Here is a 23,327-nt window from a genome sequence, read left to right on the forward strand (position 1 = left end):
GGAGAAAGAATGGTGGGTCGTGCAGGATTCGAACCTGCGACCAATTGATTAAAAGTCAACTGCTCTACCAACTGAGCTAACGACCCAATGGTATCCCGTAGGGGAGTCGAACCCCTGTTACCGCCGTGAAAGGGCGGTGTCCTAGGCCTCTAGACGAACGGGACACTGGATATTGAAGAACTTGGGAGTTCTTCRTCTCTTTTACTTTCTAAACCTAATCAATCTGTGTGGGTACTCATCAACGATATCTTCGTATAAGGAGGTGATCCAGCCCCAGGTTCCCCTAGGGCTACCTTGTTACGACTTCACCCCAGTCATGAACCACAAAGTGGTGAGCGTCCTCCCCGAAAGGTTAAACTACCCACTTCTTTTGCAGCCCACTCCCATGGTGTGACGGGCGGTGTGTACAAGGCCCGGGAACGTATTCACCGTGACATTCTGATTCACGATTACTAGCGATTCCGACTTCATGGAGTCGAGTTGCAGACTCCAATCCGGACTACGACGCACTTTTTGGGATTCGCTCACTATCGCTAGCTTGCTGCCCTCTGTATGCGCCATTGTAGCACGTGTGTAGCCCTACTCGTAAGGGCCATGATGACTTGACGTCGTCCCCACCTTCCTCCGGTTTATCACCGGCAGTCTCCCTGGAGTTCCCGACATTACTCGCTGGCAAACAAGGATAAGGGTTGCGCTCGTTGCGGGACTTAACCCAACATTTCACAACACGAGCTGACGACAGCCATGCAGCACCTGTCTCAGAGCTCCCGAAGGCACACCTGCGTCTCCGCTGGCTTCTCTGGATGTCAAGAGTAGGTAAGGTTCTTCGCGTTGCATCGAATTAAACCACATGCTCCACCGCTTGTGCGGGCCCCCGTCAATTCATTTGAGTTTTAATCTTGCGACCGTACTCCCCAGGCGGTCTACTTAACGCGTTAGCTCCGAAAGCCACGGCTCAAGGCCACAACCTCCAAGTAGACATCGTTTACGGCGTGGACTACCAGGGTATCTAATCCTGTTTGCTCCCCACGCTTTCGCATCTGAGTGTCAGTATCTGTCCAGGGGGCCGCCTTCGCCACTGGTATTCCTTCAGATCTCTACGCATTTCACCGCTACACCTGAAATTCTACCCCCCTCTACAGTACTCTAGTTCACCAGTTTCAAATGCAGTTCCGAGGTTGAGCCCCGGGCTTTCACATCTGACTTAATGAACCACCTGCATGCGCTTTACGCCCAGTAATTCCGATTAACGCTCGCACCCTCCGTATTACCGCGGCTGCTGGCACGGAGTTAGCCGGTGCTTCTTCTGTTGCTAACGTCAAGAGRTAAGCGTATTAAGCTTACCCCCTTCCTCACAACTGAAAGTACTTTACAACCCGAAGGCCTTCTTCATACACGCGGCATGGCTGCATCAGGCTTTCGCCCATTGTGCAATATTCCCCACTGCTGCCTCCCGTAGGAGTCTGGACCGTGTCTCAGTTCCAGTGTGGCTGATCATCCTCTCAGACCAGCTAGGGATCGTCGCCTTGGTGAGCCATTACCTCACCAACTAGCTAATCCCACCTAGGCGTATCCGGTAGCACAAGGCCCGAAGGTCCCCTGCTTTGCTCCATAGAGATTATGCGGTATTAGCCATCGTTTCCAATGGTTATCCCCCTCTACCGGGCAACTTCCTAGGCATTACTCACCCGTCCGCCGCTCGACGCCCAACAAATCATCCGAAGAGTCAATGTTGTCGTTTCCGCTCGACTTGCATGTGTTAGGCCTGCCGCCAGCGTTCAATCTGAGCCATGATCAAACTCTTCAATTTAAGATTTTGTCGGCTCAATGAATACTGACTTCAAAACTAATATTTACCGAAGTAAACATGTAATTCTAAAGCTATTACCATTCCAACAGAATGGTAATGAATTGACTGTGCCAAAATTAAGTAAACTTAATTTTGTATTGGTCACTCAGTTCATTGAAACCAAATTGATTTCCGAGGAAATCTTGCTTTGCTAATGCAAAACAAATTTTGATATTCATCAACGAGTGCCCACACAGATTGATAGGTTTAAATTGTTAAAGAGCTTTACTTTCAACACTTCAAGTTAATGAAGCCTTTCAAGTGGACGGTCATTCTAGCGAATCAAAACTCAGTGTCAAACACTTTTTTAGCTTTAATTATCTAGGCTTAATTTATTAATAAATTAACCGCTATCGCTTCAGGAAACTGTTTAATCTTGCCTGACAACGAGAGCGGATTATAGAGACTAATTTAGTGAGTTCAAGGAAAAATTACGATTAACCATTCACATGAACACAAAACAACCAAAGCGATAATATTTCCATCAATTAGATTATTTTATTAGCACGAAGAACATCACCACTATTGATGAGCAACAATCTTGTCATTACTTACACGCAACTGAACTTTCTTATCTGGATCAACTTTGCCTGCTAAAATCGCTTTTGCTAATGGATTCTCTACACTTTGTTGTATTGCCCTTTTTAATGGACGAGCGCCATAAACAGGATCAAAGCCGACTTGAGCAATGAGATCTAGCGCTGGAGCTGTTACTTCTAACTCATATCCATTATCTTCCATTCGCTTGCTAAGGTGCTGTAACTGGATCGATGCTATTGATTTAATATGTTCTTGCCCTAACGGATGGAAAACAACACTTTCATCAACACGGTTCAAAAACTCTGGTCTAAAGTGCTTACCTACCACTTCCATAACTTCATCTTTGATTCCCTGATAATCAAGTGAATGGAAGTTTTCTTGAATTCGTGATGACCCTAAATTAGAAGTCATGATTACAACTGTATTACGAAAATCAACCGTTCTTCCTTGCCCATCAGTCAAACGACCATCATCTAGAACTTGGAGTAATATATTAAAAACGTCAGGGTGAGCTTTCTCTACTTCATCAAGTAAAATAACGGAATAGGGTTTTCGTCTGACAGCTTCAGTTAAGTACCCACCCTCTTCATACCCTACATAACCAGGAGGTGCACCAACAAGTCGAGCAACAGAGTGCTTCTCCATAAACTCAGACATATCAATTCGAACCATGGCATCATCGCTATCAAACATGAAATTTGCGAGCGTCTTACATAATTCCGTTTTACCAACCCCTGTAGGTCCTAAAAATAGGAAAGACCCAATAGGCTTATTTGGATCAGAGAGCCCTGCTCGACTACGACGTATTGCATTAGAAACTACTTCAACCGCTTCAGCTTGACCTATTACTCTGTTATGCAGAACACCTTCCATCTTGAGAAGCTTTTCTTTTTCAGCTTCTAACATTTTTGAAACGGGTATACCTGTCTGCTTTGACAATACGTCTGCAATTTCAGCTTCAGTCACTTTATTACGCAGCAACGTCATTTCTTGCATCTCAGCTTGCGTGGCAAGATCCAGTTGTTTCTCTAGTTCAGGGATTCGTCCATACTGAAGTTCAGACATACGATTTAGATCACCCGCTCGACGTGCAAAGTCCATATCCATGCGAGACTGTTCTAATTCGGCTTTAATATGTTGGGTGCCTGAAAGTGCTGCTTTTTCAGCATTCCAAACTTCTTCTAGCTCTGCAAAATCACGCTCTTTATCAAGCAATTCATTTTGCAGTGTATTCAAACGTTTGTTACTTGCTTCATCATTCTCATTAGTTAAAGCTTGTTGCTCGATTTTAAGTTGAATGATTTTCCGCTCTAACTTATCTAAAGACTCAGGTTTTGAATCAATTTGCATACGGATACTTGAAGCTGCTTCATCAATAAGATCGATCGCTTTATCTGGTAACTGACGATCTGAAACATAACGATGGGATAAACTAGCGGCAGCGACAATTGCAGGATCTGTAATCTCTACATGATGATGTAGCTCATAACGTTCTTTTAGCCCACGAAGAATCGCAACTGTGTCTTCCACTGTTGGTTCATCAACGAGTACTTTCTGGAATCTACGCTCTAGAGCTGGATCTTTTTCGATATACTGGCGGTATTCATCAAGAGTGGTCGCTCCTACACAATGAAGTTCACCTCGTGCAAGTGCTGGTTTAAGCATATTCCCAGCATCCATAGAACCTTCACCTTTGCCCGCACCAACCATGGTATGAAGTTCATCGATAAATAGTATGACGTTGCCTTCTTCTTTAGAAAGCTCATTCAGTACTGATTTGAGGCGCTCTTCAAATTCGCCTCGATATTTCGCACCTGCGACTAATGAGCCCATATCTAACGATAGGACACGTCGACCACGCAAGCCTTCAGGTACTTCATTATTGATAATACGCTGTGCCAGTCCTTCAACAATCGCCGTTTTACCTACACCAGGTTCACCAATAATTACAGGGTTATTCTTAGTTCTGCGTTGCAATACTTGAATAGTTCTACGGATCTCATCATCACGCCCAATGACAGGATCCAATTTCCCCTGCTCTGCACGCTCTGTTAAATCTATAGTAAATTTTTCTAAAGCTTGTCGTCTATCTTCAGCATTCGGGTCGTCCACCTTTTGTCCGCCTCGAATCTTTTCAATAGCTTGAGTCAACTTCGGTTCAGTTACCCCTAACTCTTTTAACAAGTTACCTAGAGGTCCTCGATCTTCGATTGCTGCGAGTAGAAACACTTCAGAAGAGATGTATGTGTCTTGACGCTTTTGCGCCACTTTGTCACACATATTGAAAAGCGTGCCCATGGCACTGGAAAGTTGGACATCACCGCCGATTCCGCTAACTTTAGGAACTCGGTCGAGCATTTCACTCAGTTTCGAACGTAACTGAACAACATCAACATTTAGCATCGTCAGTAATGGACGAATGGCACTGCTATCTTGGTTTAATAACGAAACCATTAAATGTACGGGCTCAATATATTGATGATCACGACCAAGTGCTAGTGACTGTGCATCAGATATCGCAATTTGAAATTTACTTGTGAAACGATCAAGACGCATTCCAACCTTCCTAACTCATTAAGATTATGTTTTCTTTATGGTTAGAAGATGGATACGGTAACGTGAATTTTCAAGGGGGGAGATAAAGATATGAGATCGAACAAATCGAAAAGATATTGAGGTTATATAGAAGCGTTACGTCATCCAGATGAATGCTGCCTGACGTCCTGTTATTCCATCTCTTCTGTATGAATAAAATAAATCAGGATCTGAGTAAGTACAAAGATTTGAATCTGAGATCTCAGTGACTCCTGCTAAGTTCAAACGCTGACGAGCTAATTGAGACATATTCGCCAACCACTTGTCCTGTTCAGGTTTTGTTTGAAATGCAGCTTTCGCGTTCGAATCAAAATCAACAAAGGCTTGAACCACATCACTTCCCACTTCAAATACTGATGGACCAATTGCAGGACCAAGCCAAGCCATAATTTCGCTTTGTGGATCATGTTCTTTAAACTTGGCTATCGCATTTTCAATAATGCCACCAGCAAGACCACGCCACCCCGCATGAACGGCTGCAACTTGAGTGCCTGAAGTATTCGTCAGCAATACAGGAAGGCAATCGGCTGTCATTGCAGAGCATACGACACCTGGAGACATTGAAAATGCGCCATCTGCATCCAAAACTTCTAGAGTAGGCTTCAGCACTTCAACCACATGGGTAGAGTGAGTTTGATTTAACCAGACAGGAGCACTAGGCATGTCTTCTTGGCATTGAAGATATTTTCGATTCTTCTGAACCAAATTAATGTCATCCCCAACATGAGTACCGAGGTTTAACCCTCGATATTCATCTTTTGAAAAACCACCTACTCTTGTCGAAGAAAATGCTTTGACATTCGAAGGCGAATTCCAGTTAGGGATGATAGTCGACATAATTAAATGTCGTCTTCGTGATTTTCGCGAGCATCAACGCGTAGTGCTTCTGCCATCACAACCATGTCATTTGGGACAGGAGCGTGGAACTCAACTTCTTCACCAGTAATAGGGTGAACAAATTTAAGCATTACAGCATGCAGAGCTTGGCGATCAAAAGAACGAATCATTGTCGTCAGCTCTTCAGATGCACCTTTTGGAATACGAGCACGACCACCGTACGCAATGTCACCTAACAGCGGGTGCTGAAGGTATGACATGTGAACACGGATTTGGTGAGTACGACCCGTTTCTAGGCGCAGACGAATACGAGTATGTTCGCGGAAGTGCTCAGCAACACGGTAGTGAGTTACCGCAGGCTTACCTAATTCATTTACGTCCATTAAAGTACGCTTAGTTGCATGACGGCTAATGCCTTTCTCAACCACACCACCCGCTGTCATTTTGCCAATTGCAATTGCTTCATATTCACGAGTAATACGACGTTTAGCAAGAGCTCGTACAAGGCGAGTTTGAGCTGGAACCGTTTTAGCCACAACCATAAGACCAGTTGTGTCTTTATCAAGACGGTGCACAATACCCGCACGAGGTACTTCAGCAATCTGAGGGTAATGGAAAAGCAATGCGTTTAGTATGGTTCCATCCGGCGTACCTGCGCCTGGGTGTACAACCAGATCGCGAGGTTTATTGATAACCAATAAATCATCATCTTCATAGACAATGTCTAACGGAATATCTTGTGCTTCCCAGCGCTCTTCATCCGCAAGCTCTGCTTGTAAGATGATCGCTTCACCGCCCAAAACTATGGTGCGCGGTTTAGTGATAACTTCGCCATCCACTTGGATTTTGCCGTCAAGAAGCCACTCTTTAATACGAGAGCGAGAAAAATCGGTAAATAGTTCAGCGACAGCTTGGTCTAAACGTTGACCTAACTGGCTGCTTTTTACTGTGTCTGTTAATGTTATCTGCTGAGCCATATCGAACTTTTTTAAAAACCGTGAGACTAATACCCATTAGTATGGATAAAATAGAATAATTGCATCATTGTATCTGTTACTGGTTAGAAAGTAACGGAAGCTTACGAAATATTTAAATTCAAGGAATCGACCCCGGACATGAAACACTTTACTTTATCGGGCCTATTGGCATTAACATTGTTAGTTGGCTGTTCAAGTAGCAACGAAATAGTTCCTGATGTTCCACCATCGGTTCTCTATTCAGAAGCTCAAGTTTCCCTGCAAAGTGGTAGCTGGCTAACAGCAATAGAAAAGTTAGAAGCACTAGACTCTCGCTACCCTTTCGGTGCTTACTCTGAACAAGTGCAACTCGACTTAATCTACGCTTACTACAAAAATGACGACCTTGCGCTAGGCTTGGCAACCATTTCTCGATTTTTACGCCTAAACCCAACTCATGAAAAACAGGACTGGGTGCTATACATGCGCGGGCTAACACACATGGCTCAAGACCGAAACTTTATGCACGACCTATTCAATATAGATCGTAGTGACCGAGATCCAGAGCCTGTAAAACTTGCTTTTGCTGATTTTAAAAAGTTACTCGAACGTTTCCCTGAAAGCCCATACGCTGAAGATTCGCAAAAACGTATGTTTGCATTAAAAAATCGTTTAGCAGAATACGATTTAGCGACGGCTGATTTTTACTTGCGGCGCGAAGCATGGATTGCGGCGATCAACCGTAGTCAAGAACTACAAAAAACATACCCAGACACTATCGCTGCAAGAAAATCACTAGATATTCAATTGGAGGCTTACCGCCAATTAAAATTAGATGACGCAGCGAAAAGAACAGAACAACTTATCGAGCTAAACCCTCTATAAGTTATGTATGTGGGACACACACAAATCTAACGCACTATTTTATAGTGCGTTTTTTTTCGTCAAAAATCGTAAACTTGATGAATCGCATTGTAAACGGTATCTTTAATGAATAACTATTAACATAACATCAACATGGAGTGTGGATGTGAGCAGGTTGATATTACTCATTTTAATTGTCGGATTTACTCCGATTTTAAATGCATTAGAGCTATCCCCATTAAGTAAAGCCCCTTACGTGGGAGACCTAGATCAACTAAAGAAAAAAGGCACAGTGAGAGTGCTTGTTTCGGCTGATCTTGGTTTTTATTTTATAGAAGATGGAAAACCCAAAGGCATTATTGCTGAGATGCTTTACCACTTTGAAAAAAGCTTAAAAAAGAAAAACCCCTATCTAAATGTACAAATCATTCCCGTACAACGTGACGATTTACTTCCCTCTTTAAAGTCTGGTTATGGTGATGTTGCAGTAGCTAACCTGACCATTACCGACAAAAGACTGAAAGTGATCGACTTTGCTAACCCAATGATCCAAAACGGCAAAGAGCTGTTCATTACAGGTCTAAAAACTGAAAGCTTTACTTCAATTGATCAATTAAGTGGACGAGAAGTTTGGATAAGAGCTAGTTCTAGCTACTTTGAAAGTATCCAACGAGTGAATGAAGAACTAAATAAGAAGGGTTTGCCCCCAGTTTATGTTCACTTCATTGAAGAATCCCTTCAAGATTACGAATTAATTGAGCTGGTGAACCAAGGCTACATAGAGAGCACTATCCTAGACAGCCATAAAGCTAGGCTGTGGCTGAATGTTATGGATAACATACAAATACATGAATCTCTGCCTTTACGTGAAAATAGCAAAATAGCTTGGGCTTTAAGAAAAAATAGTCCGCAATTAAAAAAAGAAATTAACAAATACGTAAAAACCGCCCGCTCCGGAACATTACTAGGCAATGTAATTTATCAAAAGTATATCGATAATACACGCTGGTTAAGCCGAGTGCTTAACCCCAAAAAAGTGGACCGAGTTGCGAATTTATCTGAAGTCTTTCAAAAGTATTCAAGTAAGTACGAATTCGATCCATTAATGATGTCTGCTCAAGGTTTTCAAGAATCGGGATTAGATCAAAGCCGCGTATCTCATAAAGGCGCGATTGGAGTTATGCAAGTCCTGCCGAGTACCGCGAGAGATAAAAACGTCAACATTCCTAACATACATAAAGTCGACAATAATATTCATGCTGGTATCAAGTACATGCGGTTTATCAAAGATAGATATTTTAACGATGAAGCAATAAGCCCTGATGACCAAATATATTTTACATTAGCGGCCTACAACGCTGGTCCAGCTAAAATAAGAAAGATGAGAAAACTGGCGAAGACAAAAGGGTATAACCCAAATGTGTGGTTTAAAAATGTTGAAATCATCACCCGAAAATACGTGAGTAAAGAACCTGTTACTTATGTAACGAACATCAATCGCTACTATGTAATTTACAAACAACTCGAGGCAATACAAGCGATTAAAGGATCAGGCAATGCGCGGTTACTTAAAAACAACGCAAGCTTTAAATAGTGACCTTCCTTAACTTTGTCATAGACCGGCAGGGAATATAATTTCCCCTAAAGACGATACAAGCTAAAAACCAAAAAAACCGCTTTAATACAGCTAAGCGGTTTTTTATTGAATTCGAGTATTTATTGGTTGCTAAGAGCTTTCGAACAAAACATCATTTTAATAAGCATTTATCCTATCAAGTGCTTATTAAAACAAATGGTGAAGTTTTAATCATTCATTTTTTACGGCTGTATAACACCCCTAAAAACAATAATTTTTAGCGAAACCCTGCCTCCAATTTAGACTTTTTGTCATTGATAACAAGCAGTTTTATTATTTTAAGAACAAAGGTTTGCGTAAGATCACATTTGATTTTAATAATAATCTCTCTAGCCACAAAAGTGATCTTTATCACGTTTTTTATTCCTTGAAACAGTAATCTGAAGTTAACCCATAAGGGATACCACAGAGGAAAGAATCTATGAAAATGAACATCACTGGTAAAAATATCGACATCACCTCTGCAATCCGTGAGCACATTGAAAGTAAATTTAACAAGCTTGATAAATGGCAAATCGACATCATTGGATGCCAAGCAAGCTTTAGCGAAGAACCAAATAAGAAAAAGAAATTCGAAGCCGTACTAACAGTACCAAAAGGAAAACTGGTTGCTTCATCAATTCATGATGACCTATACGTAGCAATCAACGAAGTTGAACAAAAACTAGAACGTCAACTTAATAAACTCATTCATAAACCTGAAGCTCGCCGTTCAGAAAAACCAGAAATAGAAGAGCTAGAAGCCGAAGTTGAATAAAGGAAATCCGAAGATTCGAGAATAGCGCCTCTATGGCGCTATTTTTTTGCTTGACGCTCGAACAACGCTTGCTTATTGTGGTTAAACACTCATAAAAAAATCACATTTTATGCATAACCAACACCTGTTTATTTTTGACTTCTTTTTTCTTCCGTAAATCGGAGGCTAAGTCGTTTTAGAAAAACAAGTCAAAAACGAACAGAAAGCCTCCCAAATAAGGGAGGCTTTTTTATAAGGAAAAATTCATGACTGACCGCCATCTTTCTCTAGATGAGATTCGCCTTCGCTTAAATGATCTGGATGACCAACTACTATCTCTACTTTCAGAACGCAGACAACTCAGTATTGAAGTTGCTAAAAGTAAAGTAGAAACCTCTAAACCTGTTCGTGACGCTGAACGTGAGCAACAGCTTTTAGTAAAACTGATTAATAATGGCAAAGATAAATATCAACTCGATGCTCAATATATTACTAAGCTTTTCCATACCATCATCGAAGATTCTGTTTTACTGCAGCAATCTTACTTACAAAACTTAGCGAACCCGCAGAGCCGTAAGCCACTTGCAAGAGTCGCTTTTCTAGGTTCGAAAGGCTCATACTCTCATTTAGCAAGCCGAGAATATTTCAGCCGTAAAAATATGGAGCTGATTGAGCTTAACTGCGGTCACTTTAAAGAAGTAACTACTACAGTTGAGTCAGGTCATGCCGATTACGGTGTGCTTCCTATTGAAAACACGAGCTCTGGTTCTATCAATGAAGTATACGACCTACTTCAGCACACGACTCTTTACATCGTAGGGGAACTATCACAGCCAATTGAGCACTGCTTAGTCGCTAAAAACGATATCAGAATTGAAGACATCAAGACTCTTTACTCACATCCACAGCCACATCAGCAATGCAGCGAGTTTCTAAGCAGACTAAATGGCGTAACACTTGAATCATGTGCAAGTACCGCGGATGCGATGATGAAAGTGAAAGAATTAGGTAGTGATGATGTTGCCGCAATTGGTAACGCTTCAAGCGGTAAATTGTATGGCTTACAATCTATACAGGGAAATATTGCAAACCAAACAGAAAACCATACTCGTTTCATTGTCGTAGCGCGTAAACCTGTTGAAGTTTCTACACAAATTCCAGCAAAGACGACTCTGATTATGTCAACGTCACAAGAGGCTGGGTCTCTGGTTGAAAGCTTGTTAGTTCTGCAGCGTCATCACATCAATATGACCAAACTTGAATCTCGTCCAATCATGGGGAACCCTTGGGAAGAAATGTTCTATGTCGATTTAGAAGCTCATCTAGATTCAGAAAACATGCAGCATGCAATTGCGGAGCTCACCAAGCTCACTACGCACTTAAAAGTACTAGGCTGTTACCCAAGTGAAAATATCAAAGCAACGCAAGTAAAACTTCAGTAGCTTATATGTACATCACTGTCTCGAACAATGTGTACCCCATAACGTTCGAGGCAGTCATCCGTGACTTTGATAATGTCACGTATCTTTTTAAGAACAACCGTGCTGAATCAACTGAACTTTGAACGGTCTTAACAGAGAACAATAGTTAACTTTGATATAAAACTCTATTCCCATAACAACAGATCACGGAATAAGGTCTAATAAATAGCACCCAATCTATAACTGATATAGGCTTATACGCCAAAATTATAAATACTGTTGTAGCCCGTCATGAAGCTAAGTACTAAAATTTTACTTCTCATTGCCCCTGTCATACTTTGCAGTACGGCGGTGTCTAGCTACATCATTTATACCAACCAGAAAGATGCTTTTATTAAGCGGGAAGAGAATTCTTTACAGCTTGATATGGAGAAATTAGCGGGACATTTTCGCCAGGCTCGTTCATTTCTGAATAGTTACTCATATACGCTAACTAAGAGTGACATCATAAAACGTTACTTTCTTCTCAAAGATAATCCATATAGAGAATTAGAGCTGGTTGAAAACCTGAAAGAGACCATTAATTTACTCCAAGATGGAAATAACAGTTTTACAGGTCTTGCTCTATTAGATGGAAATCGTGATGTTTTATATTATGCCGAAAACAGCCATGAGCAATTAGCCCAGATTGACCCCAAAATCCTTGAACACATTAACTACAGCTACCAATCGACCCTAGAAACCTCGAATATAAGTTACACTCGTAACTCTCAAGGTGAGGGAATGTTGGTTCGCTATGAAGTATTAGATCAACGTACTCTTGCAACACCACTGAGCTATCAAGTCAACGATGTTTTCTTTGTTGTAGTATCCGTTTCATTGGATAAATTCAATACGTTACGTAAACAAATCGAATACGATTATCAAACCAGTTTGTTCTTTTCTTCTGAACGAATTCAAACAAAAACAGGGTTAACTCAATCCATACTGTTATCACCCGCACTATATGCAACCGTTGATCCCGCTCCATTTTTGATGAGAAATAAACTCAATTCAATCTGGAACGAAATCACAGCTTCGTTTGTGCTGTCTGCCTTTGTCACCATGGGGCTGGTGCTTACCTTACTATATCGCACAATTATCACCCCCATCACACGCTTAGATTCACAACTAAAACAAGTGGAAAGACGACAACGGAAAAACATCGAACGCCTTGGCAGCAATGATGAAATTGGACGCCTATCAGATCGCTTTTACACTATGTATCAAGAGTTAGATAACACTTATCAGCAAACCAAAATCTTAGCTGAAAAGGACCAACTCACTCAAATAGCGAATCGACATCAGTTTCAAAACCATGCTGAAATATCCTTATCAGTTCCTAATATAAACCGTTCTATTTGGGTTCTTTATCTTGACTTAGATAATTTCAAATTCGTAAATGATAAGTACGGACACCAAATTGGTGACTCTATTTTGGTGGCATTTGCTCAGAGAATTTCGAACATCTGCGATACTTACCAAAGCCACCATTATGCCACTTGCATGGTTTCACGATTATCGGGAGATGAATTCTCTGTATTCATCAATGCTCCAGCTAACTCAGGTAATGTTGCGAAAGATTTTTCTGATCAATTACTCGCGCCAATGCAACACGGCTTCATTACTGAACTTGGCAACTTCCCTATTACCGCCAGTATTGGTATTGCAACCTACCCTTCTGATGGCGACAACATAGAAAAACTTATCTCCAATGCAGATACTGCTATGTATCAAGCAAAGCGAGCAGGAAAAAACCAACACGCATATTATTCTTTAGATCTCGATAAGGTTGTACAGCGCCGCGCAGATATAGAAAGAGCATTAAGAGAAAATCATTTTGATGATGAGTTTAAATTGATGTATATGCCCTATTTAGATACCGCAGGACAAAAAGTTATTGGTGTCGAAGTATTATTGCGTTGGTTTTCTAAAGAGTTAGGGTTTGTCTCCCCTGATGAATTTATCCCTATAGCAGAACAAACAGGGCTATTCGATCTGGTCGACAAATGGGTAATCAAAAATGCATTTGCATCGTTTCACAAGGTCCAAGACCAATTTCCTCACGCTATTCAGCTATCCATTAACCTATCTTCTGCAGAGCTAGAAACGATAAGATTATCCGAATTTATTCATCAACACGCTAAAGCTAATCGTATTCCCCCCGAATTGATTGATTTTGAAATAACTGAAACATTTGAATCAGAATCTCAAGGTTTTCCATTACTTCATGAATTAGCTCGCCTTGGCTATAAGCTAGCGATTGATGACTTCGGTTCTGGGTACACTTCTATCACACAACTTGTTCAGTATCCTGTTCAAAAAATCAAATTAGATAAAGTGTTTTTAGAAACGCTAATGGCAACCAATAATCAGCATATTGTTAAACCAATCATCGAACTGTGCCATGCTCAAAATAAAATGGTGACAGCCGAAGGGATAGAAACAGAAGATATGTACCAATGGCTTGCTAACTACCAATGTGACTTTATGCAAGGTTACTATTTCGGAAAGCCTATGCCGATTGAAGAACTAAAATATTGGTCACAAACACGTTTGAGCACTAACACTCAATCACTATATAATTAGCATCAAGTAGTATTACTCTCACTAACGTCCATCTGCCAATAAGAGTTAAACAATGAAATCTGTTGTCATTGCCTCGCTAAACCCAGCAAAAATTAATGCTGTTAAAAGTGCTTTCCAATCGGCTTTACCCAATGAAGACTTCACGTTTACTGGAGTGAGTGTAGACAGCGGTGTTGCAGATCAACCCATGACTAACGATGAAACTTATTTAGGCGCCGAGAACCGAGTAAGAAACTCAGCTCTGGCTCACCCTAATGCACATTTTTATGTAGGGCTGGAAGCCGGAATAGAAGGTTCTATTACTTTCGCCTGGATGATCATTGAATCTCAAGGGCAAAGAGGCGAGTCTCGTTCTGCAAGCCTTATGCTTCCACCAGCCGTTTTAAATAAATTAGAACACGCTAACGAGCTCGGTGACGTGATGGATGACGTTTTTGGAACCAACAATATTAAGCAGCAAGGTGGAGCTATTGGGCTTTTGACACATAATCAACTGTCTCGAAGCTCTGTGTATCACCAAGCTCTGATTTTAGCTCTCATTCCTTTCATGAACCCAGAGCACTTTCCAGTATCGTAACTCACCCTCTGTTTTCAGAAAATTTATCGAATGATAAAACGTAAAAACGCTAGCAACTAGGCTAGCGTTTTTATCTGAGTTGAGTAAAAAATTATTACTTCAAAAGTAACTGAGCAATTTCTGCTTTTTCTTGGTCAGATTTAGCTTTTAACTCATTAGAACCACGAGTAATAGTTGCAACACCCACCCCGAGCATCTGGCTAACCTGCCTTTGTGATATATCACCTTTTATCAACTCACAAAGGATATTCACTCTTGCCACTAAGGCATCTCTTTCATCAGAAGTCATCATCATTGTCAGTAGTAGTTCATGCTGCCCGTTATCTGCGGCACTTTTTACTAAATCCATTAACTGCTGCCAATTTTCATATTCTGGTTGTGATGCCATGATCTACACTTACTTCTTGATTTATTCATGCTAGAACCATGAATGAGACAGATATGCATCAGAAAATAATCGAATGCTTGCTCTCATCCATGCTGCTTAATGAACGGCACATTTTGTTAATACCGTTCATACGATTTGTCACTAGGTATACCGAAACACGCAAAACTATTCAATATTAAAGAGCGTAAGTAACCAATAAGGCTGACTCACACTCACAATTCAACTAGCCGCTTTGGTGAATTAGTCACTCTCATGAATTAGTAATTCTGGTGAACTTCATGCTCATTCAAAAAAGCACCATCCACACCTAAAATGTCTCGGTAATACGTTTCAAACATCAAGATATTTTGAACATAACCACGAGTTTCCTTAAATGGAATCGCTTCAATGAAGGCATACGCATCAAGCTTACCATCCGTTCTTTTACGCCATAGCTTCACTCGGTTTGGACCTGCATTGTAAGCTGCTAAAGCAAAGATTCGGTTGTTATCATATTGATTCAATAAGCCATCTAGGTAGTGGCTACCAATCTCAATATTTTTTCCCACCTCATAAAGCTCATCACGACCTTGATACGCTAGCTTATATTTTTTCGCTGTATATTTAGCGGTAGCAGGCATAATCTGCATGATCCCACGAGCACCCACCGGAGAATTAGCATCAGCATCGAGTGCGCTTTCTTGCCTTGCTAGAGACATCAAGGTAATAGGATCTAGATCGTTTTTCTCTGCATAAAAGTTAAACCACCACTTATGAGCGACAGGAAACCTAAGGGTAATGTTATCCCATATTTTGGCTGAGATACTAGCGGTCACAGATAAGTGATTCCACCCTTTTTGTGCAGCATAAGCCGCAAGCATTGCCTTTTCTTCTTTGGTTACATTCGAAAGTAACCATCGCCATTCACTTTTTGCTGCGGCAATTTTATCTACATCAATTAACTCAGAGATACGCACTAATGTTTCTTTATAAGGCGCAACTTTTTCACGCTCTAACTTTAATGTTGAAGTCGAATAATTAATTGACTGCTTGATTTCTTTTGCTGCCGCTACACTATAAAAATTTCTCTGCCCCGTGATTGCCATTAATCGCTGCTTGCCTTGTGTTACCTTGCCAGTTTCAACTTCAGCACGCCCTAACCAATATTGCCAACGTAAAGAAGCTTGATGGGATTCATCCAATTTCGATACCCACTTCACAAGACCTGACCAATCAGCATGTTGAATTGCAAGACGTGCTCTTCGCTCTAATAACGTTTGTCTTGACGTTGTGCTGATAACGTCATCTCGCCATACTGCAAGCGCATCTGAGTCGGTATTTATTAAGCGGAATGAAACATAATCAGCCAGCTCTTGTTGCTTTTTCTCAGGGAATTTTTGCGCTTTCATTACATCATTGAAAACTGACTGCGCTTCTGTAGAAGACTTCCTTGCCAGCTTTTCAAATGCAAACTCAGTTTGAGAACGATAAAAGTCATTAGCTGGGTATTTTTTCGCGAAAGTCAAAACGCCTTCCGGCTTACGGTAAATAGCCTTCATCGCTTTTGCTTGAGCAATTGACTCTTCACTGTCTAATTGCTTTGTTAGATAGCTCATCAGCTTGCCATTACGATTTTCGAAAGCTAACAACATTCGCTCTAAGATTAGTTCATCTGTTCGTAGTCCAGCTTTATCCCAATAGTTAAAAAGTGGGTCACATTGATCATCGACGCCATTGCCGCTTAGCCATAATTGCTTTGCACCATTAAAAGCAATTTCATGTTGCTCTCGTTCATAGTGAGCTCGGTAATAAATACATTGGTATTTTTCTCCGACAGGCTCTTGTATTTGATACTCAAGTACTCCTTCCCAATCTTTATTTTTAGACAAAGCAGATAGATAAGGAGCGCTGATACGATTAGAGAAAGGAAAAGCTTTATTCTCAGCAATAAAGGCTCTGACTTCAGCTGGAGATTTTTTATCGAGTCCAACCAAAAAAGCTCGATAATCGACATATGGCGTTAAAGGATAAGCGGTAATACTAGGGCGAATCGCTTGGTAAGCTTTTAAATCTTTCTTATCAAGAATGTCTTGTGCTTTTTCGTAATTGATTCGCTGCATTTCTAATTCAGAGACAACGCTGGCAAGCCCATCTGGAACCATTGATATAGATGACACAATAGCCGCGGTTAACGCCGTTAATTTAGATTTTAAAATTCGAGAAAACATCCGCTCTATTCCTTAGTGCGTATTTGATATGCAATTCCTCTATTAACGCCAAACATCGCAGTAAATGTAAAGGTTTTGAGTGTAAATATTATTAAATTAACAATACTTCATCTGAATTATTACGGTATGAAGACTAACAGCGCCCGTTCCCTGTATTTATTGAGAATTTTAAAGATAAAAATTATCTAAGACTCCATAGAACAAGCATCAAAATACGATTTATTGGCAGGGAGTAACATATTCCCCAATATTGGTATAAAATAGCCAATAATTTTGAACAATAATTAGGATCGATCGGCAATGGCTGAATACGTATATACCATGTCTCGGGTGAGCAAAACTGTTCCACCTAAGCGTCAAATTCTTAAAGACATTTCTCTTAGCTTTTTTCCTGGCGCTAAAATCGGTGTTTTGGGTCTAAATGGTTCAGGTAAATCTACCCTACTACGTATCATGGCTGGTATTGATACTGATATCGATGGTGAGGCACGCGCACAGCAAGGTCTTAACGTCGGTTACCTACCGCAAGAGCCTGTACTTGATGAATCAAAAACTGTTCGTGAAATCGTTGAAGAAGCCGTTTCTGACGTTGCTGATGCACTTAAGCGTATTGATGCGGTTTACGCTGCTTATGCAGAACCAGATGCAGATTTCGACGCTCTTGCTAAAGAACAAGGTGAGCTAGAAGCTCTAATTCAAGCAAAAGACGGTCACAACCTAGAGACTGCTCTAGAGCGTGCAGCTGACGCACTTCGTCTTCCAGAGTGGGATGCGAAAATTGAATTCCTATCAGGTGGTGAGCGTCGTCGTGTTGCTATCTGTCGTCTGCTTCTTGAAAAACCAGACATGCTGCTTCTTGATGAACCAACCAACCACTTGGATGCAGAATCAGTAGCATGGCTTGAGCACTTCCTTGTTGATTACAGCGGTACTGTTGTGGCGATTACCCACGACCGTTACTTCCTAGACAACGCTGCTGGCTGGATTCTAGAACTTGACCGTGGCGAAGGTATTCCATGGGAAGGTAACTACACATCTTGGTTAGAGCAAAAAGATGAGCGTTTGAAGCAAGAGAAAGCTGGTGAAAGCGCTCGTCAAAAGACGATCGAGAAAGAACTGGAATGGGTTCGTCAAAACCCGAAAGGTCGTCAAGCTAAATCTAAAGCTCGTATGGCTCGTTTTGAAGAGCTAACAACTGGTCAATATCAGAAACGTAACGAAACCAACGAACTGTTCATCCCGCCAGGTGAGCGTCTAGGCGACAAAGTTCTTGAAGTTAAGAACCTAACAAAGTCATTTGGTGATCGCGTTCTTATCGACGACCTATCGTTCAGCATGCCTAAGGGTGCCATCGTAGGTATCGTGGGTGCTAACGGTGCTGGTAAATCGACTCTGTTCAAGATGCTAAGTGGTGCTGAACAGCCAGATTCAGGCACAGTTGAACTGGGCGAAACAGTTAAGCTTGCTTCTGTTGATCAGTTCCGTGACAGCATGGACGACACTAAAACAGTATTCCAAGAGATCTCTGAAGGCGCTGATATCATTAAGATCAACAACTTCGAAATCCCTGCACGTGCATACTGCTCTCGCTTCAACTTCAAGGGTATCGATCAGCAGAAGATTATCGGTGAATTGTCTGGTGGTGAACGTAACCGTGTTCACTTAGCGAAACTGCTAAAAGCAGGTGGTAACGTATTACTACTCGATGAGCCTACCAATGACCTAGATGTTGAAACACTACGAGCACTTGAAGAAGCGCTTCTTGAGTTCCCTGGTTGTGCAATGGTTATCTCGCATGACCGTTGGTTCTTAGACCGTATTGCTACTCATATTCTAGATTACCGTGATGAAGGTCAGGTTAACTTCTACGAAGGCAACTATACTGACTATACTGAATGGCTAAAACAGACTATCGGTGCACAAGCTGCAGAGCCTCACCGTATTAAGTACAAGCGTATCGCTAAGTAAATTTGCTTGTATTTTAATCTAAGGTCGCTATTATCGCGACCTTAGATATTTACAAGTCATCGTACTTATAATAAATCATGAGAGAGAACTACTATGGTTGAAAGACGTCGATTTTCACGAATCATTTACCAGGTTCCAGCTAAAGCTTCACAAGACCGATTACAACTCAATGGTTTTGTTCAAGATTTATCGCTACATGGTGTATTACTGCAGTGCGATGATGCTTTGTTATTCAATCACTCTTTACCTCTTCATGTTAGCTTTCAGCTAAATGATAGTGATGTAGTGATTCAACTAGAAGCTTCAATTATTTCTACCAACAATACCTCAATGCGTTTACGCATAGAGCATTTAGATATTGATAGTATTAGTCATTTGAAACGCTTAGTTGAACTTAATGTCGGTGATGATGAGTTACTTCACCGCGAAATTGAACACCTATCCGACCTAGGCAGCTAAATTCAATAAGCAAATGCTCTAGTTAGTTAAATAAACCATTTTGTTATGTAGTTATGTCCCAAAAAGTTTCTATCACTATTCCTTCTGGCCAAGGGGAACAGACGTTTTACTTTGGTCGAAAATCCCTTTTATTAATTGCCTCTGCACTATTATCTGTGCCTGTCTTAATAGGCGGATCTGTATATTTATATTCAGAAAATCAAAACCAACAGATTACAACTTCTGAAAAACAAGCTGAATTTGAAAGTGCCCTTAGCCAACTTCATATTGAAAAAGGTGAAGTGGAATCTCTGTATCAAGAGCAGGTGGACACCAACCACTCTTTATCACAAGAATTAACAGAAAAAGAAGGGAAAATTCAACTGCTTGGAAAACGTGTTTTTGATGTCGAATCTGTTTTAGGTCTAGCCGATGAAGACTTGTTAGCGGATGATTCGACTTTAGAAGATCGTATTGATGCTGCTGCAATTGATTCAGCGGTAAGAGCGACCATGTTTCGTTTGATTCCTAATGATAGCCCTATGGCTTACCAACGCATCTCATCATCTTACGGTCGAAGAACTAACCCTATAACGGGCAAGAGACATACTCATACAGGTATTGACCTGACTTGTAAGCGTGGTGAAGAAATCCTAGCTCCTGCTGATGGGGTGATCGAAACCGTCAGACCAAGTAAAAAAGGCTTTGGTAACTTCCTAACTATGCGTCACTCTTTTGGTTTCATGAGTTCATATGCTCACTTGCAAAAGTTTAATGTTCGCAGCGGTCAATTTGTGAGTAAAGGCGATGTAATCGCAAAGTGTGGTAACTCTGGTAACTCTACCGGTCCTCATTTGCACTATGAAGTACGCTTTTTAGGGCGTTCACTTAACCCTCAGTACTTAATGGATTGGACACCCGAGAACTTTAATTACGTTTTCGAAAAAGAAACAAAAGTGAAATGGGGTCCACTTGTTCAATTAATTGATAACGTGGTTAGGCTGCAAATTAATTTAACCAATGTTCCATACAAAGATTCAAGTATTGAAACGGTATCGAGTGAAGATAGCAAAAAGCCTATCACGACTAATTAGCCTATTATGATCTAATTGCTTTGGGGCTATGATGAGCTAATTACTTCTAGTCTACTATGAGCGAATTGCTTCTGGCCTACTATAGACCGAATGCTGTCTAGACATTCAATACAAAAAAGAGCGACCAAATGGTCGCTCTTTTTTATGATTTAAAACCGATTCTAGCCTCTATGAATAGAGTCATGGGCTTGCTTTAATAGGTTCTGACTTTCTTCTAAAAACTGTTGAGAGTAATCACCAAACCAATCACTAACTTGATTGAAGCTTTGAACAAAGGTTTCCTTATCCTTACCATCTAAAATCTTCAATGCTTCCCCAAAACAATTATGGAAACGTCTAATCATCTCAATGTTTTCATCCGATGAAAGAATGATGTCACCGTATAGGTTAGGGTCTTGTGCAAACAGACGACCAACCATCGCAATTTCCAATCGGTAGATTGGCGAGCTAAGTTTCAACAACTGATCAATGTTAGGGTTTTCTTTACTTAAGTGAAGACCGTAAGCAAATGAAGTGAAGTGGCGGAGTGCTTGAATTAAGGTCATACCATGATCATGCTCAGCGGCATCCATTTGGCATAGGCTAGCACCCCAAATAGCAAATTGTTTTAATAGCCACTGGTAGCTTTCTTCATCACGACCATCACTGTAAACAATCACTTGTTTAGCAAGGCTTGGAACGTCAGGACCAAACATCGGGTGTAAACCCACAACAGGACCTGAATGCATGTTAAGCATAGTTTGCAGAGGCTTAGACTTAATGGATGTTAAATCACATAAGATACAGTCACTCGGCAAGTTACCTAGCTTTTCAATTACACCTTCCGTCAAGTGGATTGGCACTGTAACAACAACAAGACCAGCATTGTCTAGTAGCTCATCAGCTTTATCCCAGTCTTTACTTCCTAAGATTTTCACATCGTAACCAGAAAGCTTGAACATACGTCCAAACAAGCCACCAAGTTGACCATTACCACCAACAATAACCACTGAACGCAATTCTGGCTTAAGGCACTTAAAACCAGAGTCTTTCTCACTGGCATAAGACTCACGCATGGTGCGACGTAAAATATCTTCAATTAACTGTGGCGGTACACCGATTTTTTCAGCTTCTTTACGACGCGAGGCAAGCATTGCGGCTTCGCGCTCTGGTACATAAATAGGCAAACCGTGCTCACTTTTAACCTCTCCGACTTTCTCAACTAAAGAAAGGCGCTGAGCCAGTAAATCCAACATTTGTTTATCGACTGCATCGATTTGGTCGCGTAATGCGTTCAGTTCAACGGCCATTTTATTCCTTACTATCTATAAGCCTGTGCTAGCCCGAATCTCACTAACGACAGATCTTTAAATGCCCCAAATCAATGAGGCACTTAAACTTTAAACTCTGACTAATAAACTTTAGCTAACATCTTAATTAAAAAGTTTTAGTTAAAAACCTTAACTTGTAGCTAACTAACCTTTCAGGCGGTTTTCTAAGAACGGGACTAACTCCGTATGTGCATGTTTTAATAGTGCCTCAGTTGAATCCCAATTGATACATGCATCCGTAATTGAAACACCATACTTCATTTCATTTAGAGGGATATCAGAAGACTGGTTACCTTCGTTCAAATGACTCTCAATCATTAGACCAATAATAGATTTATTACCTTCACGAATTTGGTGAATCACATCTTCAGCAACCAATGGCTGACGTCGGTAATCTTTACGAGAGTTTGCATGGCTGCAATCCACCATTAATGCAGCATCAAGACCTGTTTTTTGAAGCTCTTGCTCACACTCATGAACGGATACTGAATCGTAGTTAGTCTGCTTACCGCCACGTAAAATCACATGACCATTTGGGTTACCTTGAGTAGTCAGTAATGCAACTTGACCTTCGCGGCTAATACCCATGAAACGGTGGCTTGAAGAAGCCGCTTGCATTGCGTTAATTGCCGTACCTAAGTTGCCATCAGTACCGTTTTTGAAGCCAATTGGCATAGATAGACCACTTGCCATTTCACGGTGTGTTTGTGACTCGGTAGTACGAGCACCAATTGCTGCCCAGCTAAATGTATCGGCTAAGTATTGTGGGCTAATAGGATCAAGTGCCTCTGTCGCTAATGGAATTTCCATCTCTGCTAGTTCAACAAGAAGCTCACGACCTACATGCAAACCATGCTCTATATCGAAAGTGCCATCTAAATGCGGGTCATTGATTAAACCTTTCCAGCCAACGGTAGTTCTTGGCTTTTCAAAGTACACACGCATCACAATATACAGTTGGTCACTAAGCTCTTCAGACAATGCTTTAAGGCGTTTCGCGTACTCTTTCGCAGCTTCTAGATCATGAATAGAACAAGGACCACACACTACAAGCATACGGTGATCTTTCTTATGAATGATATTAGCGATAGTTTCGCGAGACTCTTGAATAAAGCGACGAGCGTTATCACTTAAAGGCAGTTTTTCTTTAAGTTCTTCAGGAGTAATCAGTACCTGTTCGTCGATAATATTGACATTGCTTAATTCACTCTTTTGCATAACTCAACCTGTATATTTATTTTTACACCCAGACATCCATATGGGCTAACAATCTTTAGAAACTA

General features: G+C 41.0%; 16 protein-coding genes, 2 tRNA genes, 1 rRNA gene and 1 other annotated feature. Of the genes, 9 read left to right on the top strand and 10 right to left on the bottom strand.

What is annotated here, in order from left to right:
* Nucleotides 1-10: 10 nt before the first annotated feature.
* The 6 genes from L4C37_RS07590 to rluD form a co-directional block, all read right to left on the bottom strand.
* Nucleotides 11-86, bottom strand: a tRNA-Lys gene (locus L4C37_RS07590).
* Nucleotides 87-88: 2 nt separating this feature from the next.
* Nucleotides 89-164: transfer RNA gene (locus L4C37_RS07595), tRNA-Glu, on the bottom strand.
* A gap of 91 nt (nt 165-255) precedes the next feature.
* Nucleotides 256-1,810: ribosomal RNA gene (locus L4C37_RS07600) — 16S ribosomal RNA — on the bottom strand.
* Nucleotides 1,811-2,371: 561 nt separating this feature from the next.
* A complete protein-coding gene (gene clpB, locus L4C37_RS07605; protein ID WP_273296114.1) occupies nt 2,372-4,945 on the bottom strand; it encodes an ATP-dependent chaperone ClpB in 2,574 nt (857 codons plus the stop codon).
* A 135-nt stretch (nt 4,946-5,080) separates the two neighbouring features.
* Nucleotides 5,081-5,821: a peptidoglycan editing factor PgeF gene (gene pgeF, locus L4C37_RS07610; protein WP_429768272.1), complete on the bottom strand. Its 741-nt coding sequence runs from the start codon at nt 5,819-5,821 to the stop codon at nt 5,081-5,083.
* Nucleotides 5,822-5,823: 2 nt separating this feature from the next.
* A complete protein-coding gene (rluD, locus tag L4C37_RS07615; protein WP_004735031.1) occupies nt 5,824-6,798 on the bottom strand; it encodes a 23S rRNA pseudouridine(1911/1915/1917) synthase RluD in 975 nt (324 codons plus the stop codon).
* A gap of 138 nt (nt 6,799-6,936) precedes the next feature.
* On the opposite strand from rluD, the gene L4C37_RS07620 reads away from it, so the two are divergent.
* The 6 genes from L4C37_RS07620 to yjjX all read left to right on the top strand — a co-directional run bounded on the left by L4C37_RS07620 (nt 6,937) and on the right by yjjX (nt 14,639).
* Nucleotides 6,937-7,662 carry an outer membrane protein assembly factor BamD gene (locus L4C37_RS07620; protein WP_137374581.1) on the top strand — a complete coding sequence of 242 codons (726 nt, stop codon included), beginning with the start codon at nt 6,937-6,939 and terminating at the stop codon, nt 7,660-7,662.
* A gap of 139 nt (nt 7,663-7,801) precedes the next feature.
* Complete coding sequence (locus tag L4C37_RS07625; RefSeq protein ID WP_429768273.1) at nt 7,802-9,235, top strand: MltF family protein; 1,434 nt, start codon at nt 7,802-7,804, stop codon at nt 9,233-9,235.
* Nucleotides 9,236-9,698: 463 nt separating this feature from the next.
* Nucleotides 9,699-10,034 (top strand): ribosome hibernation-promoting factor, HPF/YfiA family, encoded by a 336-nt coding sequence (gene hpf / locus L4C37_RS07630; RefSeq protein WP_137374579.1) that lies wholly within the window; start codon nt 9,699-9,701, stop codon nt 10,032-10,034.
* Between the two features lie 112 nt (nt 10,035-10,146).
* Nucleotides 10,147-10,267, top strand: a sequence feature (Phe leader region).
* Between the two features lie 12 nt (nt 10,268-10,279).
* Nucleotides 10,280-11,455 (top strand): prephenate dehydratase, encoded by a 1,176-nt coding sequence (gene pheA / locus L4C37_RS07635; RefSeq protein WP_372267841.1) that lies wholly within the window; start codon nt 10,280-10,282, stop codon nt 11,453-11,455.
* Between the two features lie 270 nt (nt 11,456-11,725).
* Nucleotides 11,726-14,062, top strand: coding sequence for a putative bifunctional diguanylate cyclase/phosphodiesterase (locus L4C37_RS07640; RefSeq protein WP_429768274.1), 2,337 nt, complete (start codon nt 11,726-11,728; stop codon nt 14,060-14,062).
* Between the two features lie 52 nt (nt 14,063-14,114).
* Nucleotides 14,115-14,639, top strand: coding sequence for an inosine/xanthosine triphosphatase (gene yjjX, locus L4C37_RS07645; RefSeq protein WP_137374576.1), 525 nt, complete (start codon nt 14,115-14,117; stop codon nt 14,637-14,639).
* 94 nt (nt 14,640-14,733) lie between these two features.
* Here the strand turns inward: yjjX and trpR are convergent, their stop codons facing one another.
* Nucleotides 14,734-15,027: a trp operon repressor gene (gene trpR, locus L4C37_RS07650; protein WP_137374575.1), complete on the bottom strand. Its 294-nt coding sequence runs from the start codon at nt 15,025-15,027 to the stop codon at nt 14,734-14,736.
* A 257-nt stretch (nt 15,028-15,284) separates the two neighbouring features.
* The gene (locus L4C37_RS07655; protein WP_429768275.1) at nt 15,285-17,234 is read right to left on the bottom strand and encodes a transglycosylase SLT domain-containing protein; all 1,950 of its coding nucleotides are present in this window, start codon (nt 17,232-17,234) and stop codon (nt 15,285-15,287) included.
* 300 nt (nt 17,235-17,534) lie between these two features.
* Between L4C37_RS07655 and ettA the strand changes: the two genes are divergently transcribed.
* From ettA to L4C37_RS07670, 3 genes are all read left to right on the top strand, one after another.
* Nucleotides 17,535-19,202: an energy-dependent translational throttle protein EttA gene (gene ettA, locus L4C37_RS07660; protein WP_137374573.1), complete on the top strand. Its 1,668-nt coding sequence runs from the start codon at nt 17,535-17,537 to the stop codon at nt 19,200-19,202.
* Nucleotides 19,203-19,295: 93 nt separating this feature from the next.
* The gene (locus L4C37_RS07665) at nt 19,296-19,661 is read left to right on the top strand and encodes a PilZ domain-containing protein (protein WP_137374572.1); all 366 of its coding nucleotides are present in this window, start codon (nt 19,296-19,298) and stop codon (nt 19,659-19,661) included.
* Between the two features lie 53 nt (nt 19,662-19,714).
* Nucleotides 19,715-20,734 (top strand): M23 family metallopeptidase, encoded by a 1,020-nt coding sequence (locus L4C37_RS07670; RefSeq protein ID WP_273296537.1) that lies wholly within the window; start codon nt 19,715-19,717, stop codon nt 20,732-20,734.
* Between the two features lie 161 nt (nt 20,735-20,895).
* On the opposite strand, the gene tyrA is transcribed toward L4C37_RS07670, so the two are convergent.
* Both tyrA and L4C37_RS07680 read right to left on the bottom strand, forming a co-directional pair.
* The gene (tyrA, locus tag L4C37_RS07675; protein ID WP_372267852.1) at nt 20,896-22,023 is read right to left on the bottom strand and encodes a bifunctional chorismate mutase/prephenate dehydrogenase; all 1,128 of its coding nucleotides are present in this window, start codon (nt 22,021-22,023) and stop codon (nt 20,896-20,898) included.
* 165 nt (nt 22,024-22,188) lie between these two features.
* Nucleotides 22,189-23,262, bottom strand: a complete 1,074-nt coding sequence (locus L4C37_RS07680; protein WP_137374569.1) for a 3-deoxy-7-phosphoheptulonate synthase — start codon at nt 23,260-23,262, stop codon at nt 22,189-22,191.
* Nucleotides 23,263-23,327 lie beyond the last annotated feature (65 nt).

The sequence above is a fragment of the Vibrio kagoshimensis genome (assembly GCF_050337535.1).
Taxonomy (GTDB): Bacteria; Pseudomonadota; Gammaproteobacteria; order Enterobacterales; family Vibrionaceae; genus Vibrio; species Vibrio gallaecicus.